Raw genomic sequence first — 15,037 nt, forward strand, 5'->3', positions numbered from 1 at the left:
TATGTCTAGACATAATGGCGCAATCGAACGACATAGTCCAGATGGAGCAACGCTGGACGAACGCCCGACTCGCAACGATGGCCGGTGAAGACCTCGGCTTGATCGACGATGGCGTGTTGGCGGCGAAGGACGGCCAGATCGTTTATGCCGGGCCCGCCGATGGTGCGCCCGCGGCGATGGGAACCGTCCATGATTGCGGCGGTCGCCTCATCACGCCGGGCCTGATCGACTGCCACACCCACCTCGTCCACGGCGGCAACCGCGCGAACGAATGGGCGATGCGGCTTGCGGGTGCGAGCTATGAAGAGATTGCGCGCGCGGGCGGCGGCATCGTCTCGACGATGCGCGCGACACGCGAAGCGAGCGAAGGCGACCTCGTCGCAACCGCGCTCCCGCGCCTCGACGCGCTGATCGCCGAAGGCGTCACGACGATCGAGATCAAGTCGGGTTACGGCCTCTCGACCGACGACGAACTCAAGATGCTGCGCGCCGCGCGCGCGCTTGCCAGCCATCGCAACATTCGCGTCGAACCGACCTTCCTCGGCGCGCACGCCCTACCCCCCGAATATAAGGAAGACAGCGACGCCTATATCGACCTCGTCGTGAACGAGATGATCCCCGCCGCCGCGCCGCTCGCGACCGCGGTCGACGCCTTTTGCGAAGGCATCGGCTTCTCGCCCGCGCAATGTACGCGCGTGATCGAGACGGCAAAGGCGCGCGGCCTAGCCGTCAAGATCCACGCCGAACAATTGTCGGCGCTCCACGGCAGCGCGCTCGCCGCAAGCCACGGCGCGCTGTCGGCCGACCATCTCGAACATGCGACCGACGACGACGTCCGCGCGATGGCCGAGGCGGGCACCGTCGCGGTGCTGCTGCCCGGCGCCTATTATTTCATGCGCGAGACGAAGCTGCCGCCGATCGACGCGATGCGCCGACACGGCACGCGCATCGCGCTCGCGACCGACAACAACCCCGGTACCTCGCCGACGACCTCGCTGCTGCTCATGCTCAACATGGGCGCGACTTTGTTCGGGCTGACGGTCGTCGAGGCGCTCCGCGGCGTCACGGTCAACGCCGCCGCTGCGCTCGGCCTTTCCGGCGAGATCGGCACGCTCGAGGCCGGCAAGGCGTGCGACCTCGCGATCTGGGACGTCGGCGACCCGGCCGAGCTTGTCTACCGCATCGGCTTCAACCCGCTTCACCAACGCATCAAGGACGGACAATGATCATCGAGCCCGGGCATATCTCGCTCGCCGACTGGCGCGAAATCTATGAGGGCGCGAGTGCCGAACTGAGCGCCGATGCATGGGATGCGATCGACGCCAGCGCCGCTGCGGTTGCGCGCATCGTTGCGAAGGGCGCGCCCGTTTACGGCATCAACACCGGCTTCGGAAAGCTCGCGAGCGTGCGGATCGCCGACGACGATCTGGCGACGCTCCAGCGCAATATCGTGCTCAGCCACGCTGCGGGCACCGGCGCGCCGTCGCCGACGAAGATCGTGCGGCTGATGATGGCGCTCAAGCTCGCAAGCTTCGGCATGGGCGCATCGGGCGTGAAGCGTGAGACGGTTGTGATGCTCGAGGCGATGCTGGCGAAGGGACTGACCCCCGTCGTCCCGTCGCAAGGTTCGGTCGGCGCGAGCGGCGACCTCGCGCCGCTGTCGCACATGGCCGCAGCGATGATCGGCGTCGGCGAGATCGAAATCGGCGGCAAGACGTCACCCGCCGCCGAGGCACTAGCACAGGCAGGCCTCGTCCCGCTCGACCTCGGCCCCAAAGAAGGCCTCGCGCTCCTCAACGGCACCCAATTCTCCACCGCCAATGCGCTTGCCGGCCTGTTTCGCGCCGAAACCGTGTTGCGCTCCGCACTCATCACCGGCGCACTCTCGACCGAAGCGGCCAAAGGCTCCGACGCACCCTTCGATGCGCGTATCCACGCATTGCGCGGCCATGCCGGCCAGCGCGAAGTCGGCGATGCGCTGCGCGGCCTGATGGCGGGATCAGCGATCCGCGCATCGCACGCGGTCGACGATCCGCGCGTGCAGGATCCCTATTGCCTCCGCTGCCAGCCGCAAGTCATGGGCGCCGCGCTCGACCTCTTGCGACAGGCAGGAACGACGCTCGGCATCGAGGCGAACGGCGTTTCGGACAACCCGCTGATCTTCGCCGATACCGACGAGGCGCTGTCGGGCGGCAATTTCCACGCCGAACCCGTCGCCTTCGCCGCCGACATGATCGCAATGGCACTGTGCGAGATCGGCTCCATATCCGAGCGCCGGATCGCAATGCTCGTCGACCCTGCGCTCTCGGGCCTCCCCGCCTTCCTCACCCCGCGCCCCGGGCTCAATTCGGGCTTCATGATCCCGCAGGTCACCGCCGCCGCACTCGTCAGCGAGAACAAGCAGCGCGCCTATCCCGCCAGCGTCGATTCGATCCCGACCAGCGCCAATCAGGAAGATCATGTCTCGATGGCCGCGCACGGCGCGCGCCGCCTGCTCGACATGGCCGACAATGCCAGCGCGGTGATCGGCATCGAACTGCTGGCGGCGTGCCAGGGAATCGACTTCCACGCGCCGCTCAAATCGAGCGACGCGCTGGAAGCCGCGCACAAGCATCTGCGCGCCGAAGTCCCCACACTCGAAGACGACCGGCATTTCCATCCCGATATGGAAGCCGCGACCGCATTGGTCCGCACCGGCAGCCTCGTCGCAGCGGTGCCCGCCAGCCTGCCGGGCGTCGGCTGATGGACTGGCTGCGCGTCCACCGCGGCGAAGCGCCGCTCGTCATCGCCTTCCCGCACGGCGGGACGGACCTCGCAGGTCTCGACGAGCAGTTCGTTTCGCCCTGGCACGCGCAGATCGACACCGACTGGTGGATCGCCGAACTTTACGCCTTCGCCGCCGACCTCGGCGCGACGCTGATCGCCACCGATATTTCGCGCAGCGTGATCGACATGAACCGCGACCCATCGGGTGCGTCGCTCTATCCGGGGCAGGCGACGACCGAGCTGTGCCCGACGACGACCTTCGACGGCGACCCGCTCTATCGCTTTGATGCGCCCGACGAGGCCGAGATCTTGCAGCGGCTGAACTCTTATCACCGACCCTATCATGAGGTGTTGAGCGAAGAGCTGGCCCGCCTGAAATCCGCCCACGGCCGCGTCGTCCTCTACGACGCCCATTCGATCCGCAGCCATGTCCTGCGCCTGTTCGACGGCGAGCTGCCGCAATTCAACATCGGCACCAACGGCGGCGCGACCGCAGCCCCCGAACTCGAAACCATCGTCGCGAACATCTGCGCCGCGAGCGGCAAGAGCCATGTCGTCAACGGCCGCTTCAAAGGCGGCTGGACGACGCGGCATTACGGCCGCCCCGACGACGGCATCCATGCGATCCAAATGGAACTCGCGCAGCGCGGTTACATGACCGAGCCCGAAACGATCACGCACGCCAACTGGCCCTCCCCCCTCGACCCCAATCCCGCGATCCGGCCCGTGCTGGAGCAAGTGATCGCCGCGACCCTCGATTTTGCGAAAGGACATTCATGACCCGCCCCCTGAATGCGAGACTGGACAACAGCCGCGTGATCCGCCCGGCGACCGGGACCGAGATCAGCGCGAAAAGCTGGCTCACCGAAGCGCCGATGCGGATGCTGATGAACAATCTCCACCCCGACGTCGCCGAGGCGCCGCACGAACTCGTCGTCTATGGCGGCATCGGCCGCGCCGCGCGCGACTGGGAAAGCTATGACCGGATCGTCGAGACGCTGAAACGGCTCGAGGGCGATGAGACTTTGCTGATCCAGTCGGGCAAGCCCGTCGGCGTCTTCCGCACGCATGAGAATGCGCCGCGCGTGCTGCTCGCCAACTCGAACCTCGTCCCCGAATGGGCGAACTGGGACCATTTCCACGAGCTCGATAAAAAGGGCCTGATGATGTACGGTCAGATGACCGCGGGCAGCTGGATCTACATCGGCAGCCAGGGCATCGTTCAGGGCACATACGAAACCTTCGTCGAAATGGGGCGCCAGCATTATGGCGGCAGCCTCGCCGGCCGCTGGTTGCTCACCGCCGGCCTCGGCGGCATGGGCGGCGCACAGCCGCTCGCGGCGGTGATGGCGGGCGCGAGCTGCCTCGCGATCGAATGCCAGCCAAGCCGCATCGAAATGCGCCTGCGCACTGGCTACTTGGACAAGCAGGCCTCGACCATCGATGAGGCGGTCGCGATGATCGAGGCGAGCCACGCCGAGGGCAAGCCCGTCTCGGTCGGCTTGCTCGGCAATGCTGCCGAAATCCTGCCCGAGATCGTCCGCCGCGGTATCCGCCCCGACCTGCTCACCGACCAGACGTCGGCGCACGATCCGGTCAACGGTTACCTCCCCGCCGGATGGACGCTCGACGAATGGTTTTCGAAGCGCGAGAGCGACCCCGCGTCCGTATCGAAAGCCGCCAAGGCCTCGATGGCCGTCCATGTGCAGGCGATGCTCGACCTGCAGGCCGCGGGCGTCCCGACGACCGACTATGGAAACAACATCCGCCAGATGGCGAAGGACGAGGGCGTCGAAAATGCTTTCGACTTCCCGGGCTTCGTCCCGGCCTATGTCCGCCCGCTCTTCTGCCGCGGCATCGGCCCCTTCCGCTGGGCGGCGCTGTCGGGCGATCCCGAGGATATCTACAAGACCGACGCAAAGGTGAAGGAACTGCTTCCCGACAACAAGCATCTCCACAACTGGCTCGATATGGCGCGCGAGAAGATCCAGTTTCAGGGCCTGCCCGCGCGCATCTGCTGGGTCGGGCTCGGCGACCGCCACCGGCTCGGCCTTGCGTTCAACGAAATGGTGGCGTCGGGCGAACTGAGCGCACCCGTCGTGATCGGCCGCGATCATCTGGATTCGGGATCGGTCGCGTCGCCGAACCGCGAGACCGAGGCGATGCGCGACGGGTCGGATGCGGTTTCAGACTGGCCGCTGCTCAACGCCCTCCTCAACACCGCCTCGGGCGCGACCTGGGTATCGCTGCACCACGGCGGCGGCGTCGGCATGGGCTATTCGCAGCACAGCGGCATGGTGATCGTCGCCGACGGCACGCCCGAAGCGGCAAAGCGCCTTGAACGCGTATTGTGGAACGACCCCGGCACCGGTGTGATGCGCCACGCCGATGCGGGCTACGATATCGCGATCGACTGCGCGCGCGAAAAGGGTCTCGACTTGCCGAGCATCTAACATTTGTTTCGGTTGCACCGAAACAGCTTCGCATTCTAAGGCTCTCCCCGACCTACAGGGGAGAGCCGAACGTCAATGTCCGAAGCACAACCGCAGAGCTATCCCGAAATCCGCGAGGCGGTGCGTCGCCTCTGCGCTGATTTCCCCGGCGAATATTGGCAAAAGCTCGACCGCGACCGCATTTATCCTGCGGAGTTCGTGCGCACGTTGACCGAGGCGGGTTTTCTGTCAGTCCTGATTCCCGAGGATTATGGCGGCTCGGGACTCGGGCTCGGGGCCGCAACCGCGGTGCTTGAGGAAATCCATCGTTCGGGCTGCAACGGCGGCGCCTGCCACGCCCAGATGTACACGATGGGCACCCTGCTCAAACACGGATCGGACGCACAAAAGCAGGCCTATCTTCCTGCGATAGCCAACGGCGATCTCCGTCTTCAAGCGTTCGGCGTAACCGAGCCCACGGCGGGCACCGACACGACGCGCATCCGCACCTTCGCCAAAAGGGTCGGCGACAAATATATCGTCAACGGGCAGAAAATCTGGATCAGCCGCGCCGAACATTCGGACCTGATGGTCCTGCTCTGCCGCACCACCCCGCGTGACGAAAGCGCCAAGCCCTCCGACGGGATGAGCGTCTTGCTCGTGGACATGCGCGAAGCGGTCGGCAACGGCCTCACCATCCGTCCCGTGCGCACGATGCTGAACCACGCAACGACCGAGCTGTTCTTCGACGATCTCGAAGTCCCCGCCGCCAATTTGATCGGCGAGGAGGGCAAAGGCTTTCGCTATATCCTGTCGGGCATGAACGCCGAACGCATCCTGATCGCGTCGGAGTGCATCGGCGACGGCCGCTTCTTTATCGACCGTGCCACGGCCTATGCGAAAGACCGCTCGGTCTTTGGCCGCGCGATCGGCGAAAATCAGGGCGTCCAGTTCCCGATCGCGCGCGCCTATGTCCAGATCGCCGCCGCCGCCGGGATGGTCGACAACGCCGCGCGGATGTTCGACGCCGGGCACGACTGCGGGACCGAGGCGAATATGGCGAAGATGCTGGCGTCCGAAGCGAGTTGGTACGCGGCCGATATGTGCGTCCAGACGCACGGCGGCTTCGGCTTTGCCGAGGAATATGACATCGAGCGCAAATTTCGCGAAACGCGGCTCTATCAGGTCGCGCCGATCAGTACGAACCTCATCCTCAGCCATGTCGCCACCCACGCGCTCGGCCTGCCCAAGAGCTTCTGATGGACGATTATTTCGCCTGGGTCGGCCGCAGCGAAACGCGCGAGGATACCGCGACCGCAGCGCCGCTCGCCGGTCTCGCGGCCCTGCTCGATCACGATGTCTCACCGTGGGTGCCAGGCACCGTCCCACCGCTCGGCCATTGGCTCTATTTCCTGCCCACCGCGCGCCAGTCGGCGATCGGTGAGGACGGTCATCCGCGCCGCGACGGAACGGGCCTGCTGCCGCCCGTTCCGCTACCGCGCCGCATGTGGGCTGGCAGCCGCATCGAGTTCCTGGCGCCCGTCGCGGTCGGCGCCGCGCTGACCCGCGTCACGACGATCGAGGCCATCAAGCCCAAGCGCGGAGCGAGCGGTAACCTGCTGTTCGTCACGCTGCGCCACGATGTCACGGCCGACGGTATCGCCGCCATTCGCGAGGAACAGGACATCGTCTTTCGCGAACCCGCGCCGATGGCACCTGCCGCCCCCGCCCCGGTCGCGCCGGCAGAACGCGAACCCGCCGATGCGACGCGCAGCCTGGCGGCAGATGCGGCGCTGTTGTTCCGCTATTCGGCGCTGACCTTCAACGCCCACCGCATCCATTATGACCGCGACTATGCCCGCGATGTCGAAGGCTACCCCGGTCTCGTCGTCCACGGCCCGCTGATCGCGACCCTGCTGATGGATCATTTCCTGCGCACCGCGCCGGGTACACTTCCACGCTGGTTCAACTTCCGTGCCGAGGCGCCGCTGATCGACGGAGCGCCCTTCGACCTCTGCCTCGCCCGCGAAGGCGATGCCGTGCGATCGTGGGCGTGCGACGCGACCGGACGCACGACGATGCGTGCCGAGATAGGCCTGATGGGAAAATGACGCACGTACTTGTCGCTGTTCCTTTGTCGCCGATCCGATTAATGACGATTGCAGCGACACGCGCGCCGGTGCCCGGAACCGCGCGGAGCTCGGGACATTCCAGCCATGAGTGAAGACCGTCCCCCCATAAGGATATTGATCGTCGACGATCACCCGGTGCTGCGCGCCGGCGTCGCGGCGATGCTGGGCAATCAGTCGGACCTGCTCGTCATTGGCGAGGCCGGCGACGGGGCTGAGGCACTCGAACAATTTCGATCGCTGTATCCCGATGTGGTAGTGATGGACCTGCAGATGCCCGGAATGAACGGGGTCGAGGCAACGGCAGCGATCCGCGCTGAAGCACCATCTGCAAAAATCCTGGTCCTGACCACCTATGCGGGCGACGCCCAGGCGGTGCGCGCGCTCCGCGCCGGAGCGACCGGTTATCTGCTCAAGAACAGCCTGCGCACGCAAATCGTCGACGCCGTTCGCGCCGTCCATGCCGGCAAACGGCATATCGACCCCGACGTGTCCGAACAGATCGCGCTGCATGTCGCCGACGAACCCCTGACCGAACGCGAGTTGTCGGTCCTCGAACTCGTCGCGCAGGGACATGCGAACAAACAGGCTGCCGCGGCGCTCGGCCTCGCCGAAGAAACCGTCAAGGCGCATCTCAAGAATATCTTCGTCAAGCTCGACGTCAACGATCGCACCCGCGCGGTCACCGTGGCGATGGAGCGGGGCATGTTGGGCACCTGATTCCACCCCCGAACGGGGCAGCGAGGGCTCCCGGCGACGGGGATGGCATATCGGCGACCGCCATTTATCCTCGCGCCGGGCACCGCGCCACTTTGCAACGTCACACGTCAAGCGACCACACGCCCACGCCGCGCTGGAGGAAGTCATGGAGAATGATGATCCCCTCATAATTGTCGTCGACGACGACGACGCCATTCGCGACGCAGTGGCGAACCTGCTCGCATCGGTCGGCATCGACGCCATTGGTTTCGGATCGCCGGCCGAGGCCGAAAAGGCGTCGCTGCCCGACCGCCCTGGCTGCTTCATCCTCGATGTCCGCATGCCCGGCGCGAGCGGCCTTGATTTCCAGCGGCAGCTTTGCACGGGACCGGGCCGCGGCAAGCCCGTCATTTTCCTGACCGCCCATGGCGACATACCGATGTCGGTGCAGGCAATGAAGGCGGGCGCGATCGACTTCCTCACCAAACCGTTTCGCGACCAGACGCTGCTCGACGCGATCCAGACGGCGATTGCGCGCGATTGTACGCAGCGAAGAGCCAGCTGGATCTGCAACGGGCACCTCGAGCGTTTCTCTGCGCTGACGCCGCGCGAGCGCGAGGTCATGCAGCACGTCGCGATGGGGCGACTGAACAAACAGATCGCCTATGATCTCGGGATTACCGAGGTGACGGTGAAACTGCACCGAAGCAATGTGATGCGCAAAATGAATTTGGCGTCGGCGAGCGATCTGGTTCGGTCGTGGGAAACCATTGCGCCGCACCTGCCGCGACCGGCGGACGGCCGAGCCGTATCTGACGTGCCGAAAATTGCTGCAAGACCGCCAGCCCCCATCGGCGGGAGAGCCGCTTACGCGACCTGAACGGCACGGTCTCGCCAAGCGCAGGAGAACATAGACACCGGACTTTCGGCGATCGCGCTCTTCCCTGAACAATGAAAACAAAGATGACATTCTATCGAATTCGGGGGCGGAACGATGCATGAAAACGGCGCAGGAGAGGCGGAAGCGCACGGATTGACCGGCGACGATGCTCCGCCCTTTTCCGGCATCGTCGAACAGGCGACGCAGAGCATCATCGTTTATGACGCGGAGGGAATCGTCCGCTTCTGGAACCCCGCCGCTACCCGCCTTTATGGCTGGCCCGCGAGTACGACGATCGGATATTGTCTCGATCCGCTCGCATGGGAAAGCTGGATCAACCGAGACGATATCGGTGACAGCGAGGACTGGTCGGGAACCGTAACGCGCCGCCGGATCGACGGAGATTTCATCGATGTCGCAGTCCGGATTGTCCGATTCAGCGGCGCAGCGGGACGCCCCGCAAGCTTTGTCGAATTCGGGCCCGTCCCGGAGCACTCCGAGCCCCCCTCTCCCGCCCGGACGAGAGAGCGAGACGAGGAGGCCCCCGCCCTTCACTCTTCGGTCGAGCCCGGCGGCTTCAAACGGCTCCTCGAACATATGCCGGTTCCGTTGTGGCAAGTCGATGCGCGCAGCCCCGGGCAAGCCTTCGAGACCTTGCGCATGCAGGGGGTCACCGACATCGCCTCCTATCTTGCCCGGCATCCCGAACTGGTCGAATTTGCATGCAACACGGTCGTGGTCACCGACGTCAACCGTGCCGCGGTTGCGATGCTCGGCGGCACCGAAGTGCAGTTTCTGAATCCCGTCCGCTATATTTTCGAGGCGACACCCGAAGCGGCGGTGCGCGTGATGACCGCACATTTCAACGGCGAGCGAAACCATATCGAAGAGATCAGGATCAACACATTCGACGGCAGGGCCCTCGACGTGCTGTTCCTCGTGACCTTTCCCCGCCCGCCCGAAGATATGACCGTCACCTTCATCACGATGGTCGACATCACCGACCAGGTCCGCGCAGAGACCGAATTGCGTCAATTGCAGGCGGACTTTGCCCACGCCGCACGCATTTCCATGCTGGGCGAAATGGTCGCGACGATCGCGCATGAAGTGAAGCAGCCGCTGACCGCAATCGTCGCCAACGGCGGCGCCAGTATGCGGTGGCTGTCGCGCGGCGGGTCGCTCGATCGGGTGGCCGACCGGATCGAGCGCATCATCGAAAGCGCCGAGCATGCCAACGAGATTATTTTGCGCATCCAGCGCATGGCCGCAAATCGCGAGCCCGTCTGGACCGACCTCGACATCAACGACGTGGTCGACGAAGCGCTGCGCTTCATCGGCCGCGAAAGCCGCGAAAGGCGTATCGTGATCGCCACCCGGCTCGCACCCGACCTGCCGAGAATCAGCGGTGACAGGGTCCAGCTGAATCAGCTTCTCGTCAATTTGCTGGTCAACAGCTTCCAGGCGATCGACGGCAGCGAGAGCAGCGAACGGTCGGTGCAGATCGAGAGCAACCACAGCGTCGGCTGGATCGAAATTGCGGTAACGGATTCGGGACCGGGGATCGCACCCGAAAATCTGGACAAGGTTTTCAAGGGCTTCTTCACAACGAAAGAAACGGGAATGGGGATCGGCCTTGCGGTCTGCCAATCGGTCGCGGGCGCGCATGGCGGCAGCATCGATATCCAGAATCTCGACGGTGGCGGTGCGATGGTCCGCGTCAAACTTCCCGTCAGCCGCGTGACCCCACAAACAAGGTGGCCCTCGCAAGTTTGAACTCGCCTCGGCATTTTAATGCTTCGCCCACGCGTCGGGCGAAGCTAGGCTTCTCCCGTTGGAGGGGCCACGATGCGGAAACTGATCGCCATCCTGATCTGCATCCTGTCCGCCTTCTCCGCGGGCAGCGCGATGGCTGCGTTCGAGCGTTCGGTCTATCAATATCATCACCGCCACTGGAGCGAAGAAAGCGACGCGCCCAAACCGGTCTTTGCGGTGAAGCACGGACGGCGCGGCTATATCTGGATCGCGTCCGCGAACGGCCTGTTCCGGTTCGACGGCATCCGGTTCGACAATGTCAGCGAGGGTATCGATCTGATACGGAATGGCCCGCCATCGGCCATCCTCGTTCGCCGCAACGGCGATATCTGGACCAATTTCGGACGCTCGGGCCGCTTCGCAGTTTATCGCGACGGTCGGTTTCGTTTTCTGGATGTGCCGCGTTCGCCCGACCGGGTTCAGGCGATGCACGAAACCGGCGATGGTACGATCTGGGTGCTGACCGAACGGATCGGGCTGCCGTTGCTGCGCTATCGCGCCGGTCGATGGACGTCGTTCGGGACCGGAGCCGCCGCGCCGATCGACAATCCGTTCAGTATGGTGGTCACGCGCGACGGCACCGTTTGGGTTTCCTTCACGGGGTCGGTCGCGCGCATGTCTCCCGGCAAGGAGCGCTTCGAGATCGTGCGCAAGAAAGAACGCGCGCTGGGCCGGCTCTCGCTCGATCCGCAGGAACGCGTCTGGCTGACCGAACAGGGCGGCTCCTATCCGATCACCGGTCCCGGCGGACACGGCGCCCCGCCACCGCTGCGGTTTCCCTATGCAACCGACGCCGCCGAAATTCGCGGCTGGCCCATGTTCGACCGCGAGGGAAATTTGTGGATTTCAACCTATTATAACGGAATCCAGCGCGTCGCCCGGCCCGATCCACGAGGAGCCGCCAGCCAGGCCGACGCTGTCGCCAGCGTCGAGCATTTCACCGCGCGCGACGGGCTGTCGTCAAATGCGACGACTGCGATATCGCAGGATGCCGAAGGCAATATCTGGGCGGGTACCGAGAATGGCGTCGACCGCTTCTGGCCCGCGACGGTGCGTTTCGAGCCCGGTCTTACGGACCCTGCCGCCTTCGGCGACCTCTTGCTCCGGGCATCGGACGGCACAGTCTATATCGGTCAGGCATCGACGGTATATCGCGTCCGCCCCGGCGGACATCCGGAAGCGATCTTCCACCCCTTGGCGGAACCGAACACGCTTTGCGAGGCCCCCGACGGTTCCATATGGATCGGTGTGCGGAAAAATCTGTTCGCCTGGCGCGATGGGCAAGTGCGGCAACTTGCCGGGCGGATTCCGCTCAATTCGACAATCTATGACTGCGCCTTCGACACGAACGGCGATTATTGGATCACCGCGTCGCTCGGTGGGATGGCGCGGCGGCGCGGCGCGACTTGGGATCAGCCTTTCGGCCCGTCGAGCCGCGACTTCATTCCCAAATCCATGACTACGGACGCGAACGGGCGTGTTTTCGTTCAATGGAACGACCGCACGCTCGCGCGGGTGGAGGGCGCACGGTCGATCAGAACCGCAATACCTTGGCATGGCTATGAGCCCGACGATGCCGCGCTCTATCCCGCGCCCGACGGCAGCCTGTTCGTTGCCGGCCGGTTCGGCCTTGCCCGGCTTCGAGGCGGACGCTTCCAGTCGATATCCGCGAACCGGATGCCGCCGTTCAGCGGCGTGAACGGCATGGTCGTGATACCTGGCGGCGAAAGCTGGCTCGCTGGCCCTGCGGGGATCATGCAGATCGCACCCGGCCGGCTGGATAAGGCCTTCGCCGATCCCCGCGCCGCGGTGCCGGTCCGCGTGTTCGGCGCCCTCGATGGCCTTCGAAGCCTGCCGCACGATCACAGCCGCCGTTCGATCGTTCGCGGCGGCGACGGGCGTTTGTGGATAGCAACCCAGACGGGAACCTTATGGCTCGATCCCGAAGATATTGCGCGCACGCGCAGCCCGCCCAACGTTGCGATCAGCGGGCTGTTCGCCGATCGACGATATCGCGATCCGCGTCGAATCAAACTGCCTGCCGGCACATCCGACGTCGAAATCGACTTTGCCGTCCTCAACTTTTCCAACCCGCGCGCGACGCGGGTTCGATACCGCATTGAAGGGCAGGATCGGGGCTGGGTCGACGCCGGTACGCGGCGGCAGGCTTTCTATACGAACCTGCCCCCTGGATCTTATCGCTTCCACGTCGTTGCCGCGAACGACGATGGCGTGTGGAACGAAGAGGGCGCCGCCGTCGATTTCGAGATCCCGCCGACCTTCACCCAGTCGCGCTGGTTCCTGCTGTTGTGCGTCGTGGCGGGGCTTCTTCTGGCATGGGCGATATTGCAGTGGCGCTATGCCGAAGCGATGCGGCGCTTGCGCAGCCGGCTCGAGGAGCGCGTCAGTGAGCGCGAACGGATCGCCCGCGACCTGCACGACACGTTGCTGCAGGGCGTCCAGGGCCTTGTGCTGCAATTCCAGGCTGTCGCCGACCGCATGCCGCGCGAGAATGCGGAACGCGCCTCGCTTCACAAGGCATTGAATCTGGCAGACGACGTAATTCTCGAAGGTCGCGAACGCGTTCAGGCACTCCGTGGGCATCAGGATAGCACTGACCTGGAAAACGTCATCCGCAATCTGGTCAAGGCGCACCCCTTCTACCCGGCGGTTCAGGTGACAGTCGAGGTCGAGGGCACAGCATGTCCGGTCGATCCTTTCGTCGCGTCCGAAATCGCCCTCATCGGCGGCGAGGCGCTCTTCAACATCGCGCATCATGCCGGAGCGACCGAAGTCGACATAATTGTGCGCTTCGACCGCGATGACCTGACGATCCGGTTTCGCGACAATGGCGCGGGCATCCCCGACGCCATTTTGCGCGCGGGACGGCGCGAAGGCCATTTCGGGCTGATCACCATGCGCGAACGGGCCGAACGGATCGGCGGCAAATTCTCAATCGACAGTGCGCCCGGAAAAGGCACGACCGTGTCGCTGAGCCTTACAGCGAACCTCGTCTATAAGGACGCTCGCCGCGCGGGCCCATGGAAACGGATCAAGGAATATTTCGCAGGCGGCGCGGACGATTCCGGCTCCGGCTGACCCTCTGCAAATCCACCCACCGGGATCATCTGGGTATTTCCCCACCCCCGACATTGTGAATTCGCAAAGCGGGCGACGCCCGTGCGGATCATGATCGCCTTGTTCGCACCGATGCGGACGGAGTCGGGGAGGATCCGCATCAGCAATGCCGTTCGGGCATCGCGAGCCATCCCCTTTATCGAGAGGAAGAAGTCATGATGAAGAAAGTCATGCTGGCGGTGTCGACGCTGGCTCTAGTTGCAACGGCCGCTCCGGCCTTCGCGCAACAGAATCAGGACAATGACAACAGCACCAACGGTGCTGCAAACGGTATCGGCAACGACACCATCGTCGTCAACGACCTGATCGACCTGTTCGTGCAGGACAATGCCGCCGACAGCTTCCAGGACAATGACGGCAATGGCTCGGGCAATGGCAACAACAGCGTCCTCGCGTTCCAGGTCCTGACCGCCACGAACACCAACCAGAACCTCGACGAAGTCGTCGATCTGGACGGCGAAGACGGTACGCCGTCTTCGGTTGGCTACAACAGCGGCAACAACTCGGTCCGCGGCAACGCCTTTGCTGCCTATGCCGGCATCCTGAACGCCGCCTGGAACACGGGCATCAACGCCAACACCCAGGCAGCAACCAACATCGCCGCACAAGGCACCGTCAGCTTCGGCGACACCACTGCTCCGGCAGCCGGTGGCGGCGACGGCGGCGGCGACTGATCAAGTCCCCCCGGATGGCCGGCCCGGCTCCACTGACGGGCCGGCCATTTCTTCCAGTTACGCATTCAAGGAGCGCCCCGTCATGAAACCCCCGATCGTCCCGGTCCTATTGGCCTTGGCAGGTTTGTCCGTACCCGTATCGGCGCAACTGCCGCCCCCCGATGCGGCGGTTCCCCTGATTACCGAGGCTGTCCCGACCGACATCGTGGTAACTGCTCCGGCGGTCGCAGCGCACCCCGAACGCAAATCGCCGATGTTGAAAGATACCGAGCTCGACACGCTGCGCGGCGGCCAATCGCTCGTTATTACCAATCAGACGATGGATTCGATCGTCAGCGGCAACATCCTGAAGGGCGACTATACCGCTGGCGCGGTCACGCTCAGCGATTTCGCTCTTTCGAATTTCAACGGTGTCGGCAATCTGCTGATCAACACCGGTGCGCAGGTCAGCGCCCAGAGCGGCATGAACCTGACCATCAACCTCGGCGACTGAATTCGCCGTGCGGC

General features: G+C 64.5%; 12 protein-coding genes. All 12 read left to right on the forward strand.

Going from position 1 to position 15,037, the window contains the following annotated elements; all coding sequences use genetic code 11:
• Positions 1 to 14 precede the first annotated feature (14 nt).
• The 12 genes from hutI (at position 15) to BLW56_RS03670 (ending at position 15,023) form a co-directional block, all read left to right on the forward strand.
• Positions 15 to 1,226: an imidazolonepropionase gene (hutI, locus tag BLW56_RS03615; RefSeq protein WP_093509277.1), complete on the forward strand. Its 1,212-nt coding sequence runs from the start codon at positions 15 to 17 to the stop codon at positions 1,224 to 1,226.
• Positions 1,223 to 2,743: a histidine ammonia-lyase gene (hutH, locus tag BLW56_RS03620; protein ID WP_093509278.1), complete on the forward strand. Its 1,521-nt coding sequence runs from the start codon at positions 1,223 to 1,225 to the stop codon at positions 2,741 to 2,743. The genes hutI and hutH overlap by 4 nt, the downstream gene beginning before the upstream one ends.
• The gene (gene hutG, locus BLW56_RS03625; protein WP_093509279.1) at positions 2,743 to 3,546 is read left to right on the forward strand and encodes an N-formylglutamate deformylase; all 804 of its coding nucleotides are present in this window, start codon (positions 2,743 to 2,745) and stop codon (positions 3,544 to 3,546) included. Before hutH ends, hutG begins: the two co-directional genes overlap by 1 nt.
• A complete protein-coding gene (gene hutU, locus BLW56_RS03630; RefSeq protein WP_093509280.1) occupies positions 3,543 to 5,219 on the forward strand; it encodes a urocanate hydratase in 1,677 nt (558 codons plus the stop codon). Before hutG ends, hutU begins: the two co-directional genes overlap by 4 nt.
• A gap of 75 nt (positions 5,220 to 5,294) precedes the next feature.
• Positions 5,295 to 6,458, forward strand: coding sequence for an acyl-CoA dehydrogenase family protein (locus tag BLW56_RS03635; protein ID WP_093509281.1), 1,164 nt, complete (start codon positions 5,295 to 5,297; stop codon positions 6,456 to 6,458).
• Positions 6,458 to 7,309 (forward strand): FAS1-like dehydratase domain-containing protein, encoded by an 852-nt coding sequence (locus tag BLW56_RS03640; RefSeq protein ID WP_093509282.1) that lies wholly within the window; start codon positions 6,458 to 6,460, stop codon positions 7,307 to 7,309. The genes BLW56_RS03635 and BLW56_RS03640 overlap by 1 nt, the downstream gene beginning before the upstream one ends.
• A gap of 105 nt (positions 7,310 to 7,414) precedes the next feature.
• A complete protein-coding gene (locus BLW56_RS03645; RefSeq protein WP_093509283.1) occupies positions 7,415 to 8,047 on the forward strand; it encodes a response regulator transcription factor in 633 nt (210 codons plus the stop codon).
• A 145-nt stretch (positions 8,048 to 8,192) separates the two neighbouring features.
• Positions 8,193 to 8,906: a response regulator transcription factor gene (locus BLW56_RS03650; RefSeq protein ID WP_093509284.1), complete on the forward strand. Its 714-nt coding sequence runs from the start codon at positions 8,193 to 8,195 to the stop codon at positions 8,904 to 8,906.
• 114 nt (positions 8,907 to 9,020) lie between these two features.
• Positions 9,021 to 10,679: a PAS domain-containing sensor histidine kinase gene (locus tag BLW56_RS03655; protein ID WP_093509285.1), complete on the forward strand. Its 1,659-nt coding sequence runs from the start codon at positions 9,021 to 9,023 to the stop codon at positions 10,677 to 10,679.
• Positions 10,680 to 10,751: 72 nt separating this feature from the next.
• Entirely contained in the window at positions 10,752 to 13,817 is a 3,066-nt protein-coding gene (locus BLW56_RS03660; RefSeq protein WP_093509286.1) for a sensor histidine kinase, read from the forward strand.
• 194 nt (positions 13,818 to 14,011) lie between these two features.
• Entirely contained in the window at positions 14,012 to 14,530 is a 519-nt protein-coding gene (locus tag BLW56_RS03665; RefSeq protein WP_093509287.1) for a hypothetical protein, read from the forward strand.
• Positions 14,531 to 14,612: 82 nt separating this feature from the next.
• Complete coding sequence (locus BLW56_RS03670) at positions 14,613 to 15,023, forward strand: hypothetical protein (protein ID WP_093509288.1); 411 nt, start codon at positions 14,613 to 14,615, stop codon at positions 15,021 to 15,023.
• The last annotated feature ends 14 nt before the right edge of the window (positions 15,024 to 15,037 follow it).

The sequence above is a fragment of the Sphingopyxis sp. YR583 genome, assembly GCF_900108295.1.
In the GTDB taxonomy this organism is placed as follows: Bacteria; Pseudomonadota; Alphaproteobacteria; order Sphingomonadales; family Sphingomonadaceae; genus Sphingopyxis.

Excerpts from the sequence above, each read along its gene's own strand:
- hutI (WP_093509277.1), top strand. The coding sequence starts at position 15 with ATGGCGCAATCGAACGACATAGTCCAGATGGAGCAACGCTGGACGAAC.
- BLW56_RS03670 (WP_093509288.1), top strand. The coding sequence starts at position 14,613 with ATGAAACCCCCGATCGTCCCGGTCCTATTGGCCTTGGCAGGTTTGTCC.
- BLW56_RS03650 (WP_093509284.1), top strand. The coding sequence starts at position 8,193 with ATGGAGAATGATGATCCCCTCATAATTGTCGTCGACGACGACGACGCC.
- hutH (WP_093509278.1), top strand. The coding sequence starts at position 1,223 with ATGATCATCGAGCCCGGGCATATCTCGCTCGCCGACTGGCGCGAAATC.
- BLW56_RS03660 (WP_093509286.1), top strand. The coding sequence starts at position 10,752 with ATGCGGAAACTGATCGCCATCCTGATCTGCATCCTGTCCGCCTTCTCC.
- hutU (WP_093509280.1), top strand. The coding sequence starts at position 3,543 with ATGACCCGCCCCCTGAATGCGAGACTGGACAACAGCCGCGTGATCCGC.
- BLW56_RS03640 (WP_093509282.1), top strand. The coding sequence starts at position 6,458 with ATGGACGATTATTTCGCCTGGGTCGGCCGCAGCGAAACGCGCGAGGAT.
- BLW56_RS03655 (WP_093509285.1), top strand. The coding sequence starts at position 9,021 with ATGCATGAAAACGGCGCAGGAGAGGCGGAAGCGCACGGATTGACCGGC.
- hutG (WP_093509279.1), top strand. The coding sequence starts at position 2,743 with ATGGACTGGCTGCGCGTCCACCGCGGCGAAGCGCCGCTCGTCATCGCC.
- BLW56_RS03635 (WP_093509281.1), top strand. The coding sequence starts at position 5,295 with ATGTCCGAAGCACAACCGCAGAGCTATCCCGAAATCCGCGAGGCGGTG.
- BLW56_RS03645 (WP_093509283.1), top strand. The coding sequence starts at position 7,415 with ATGAGTGAAGACCGTCCCCCCATAAGGATATTGATCGTCGACGATCAC.
- BLW56_RS03665 (WP_093509287.1), top strand. The coding sequence starts at position 14,012 with ATGATGAAGAAAGTCATGCTGGCGGTGTCGACGCTGGCTCTAGTTGCA.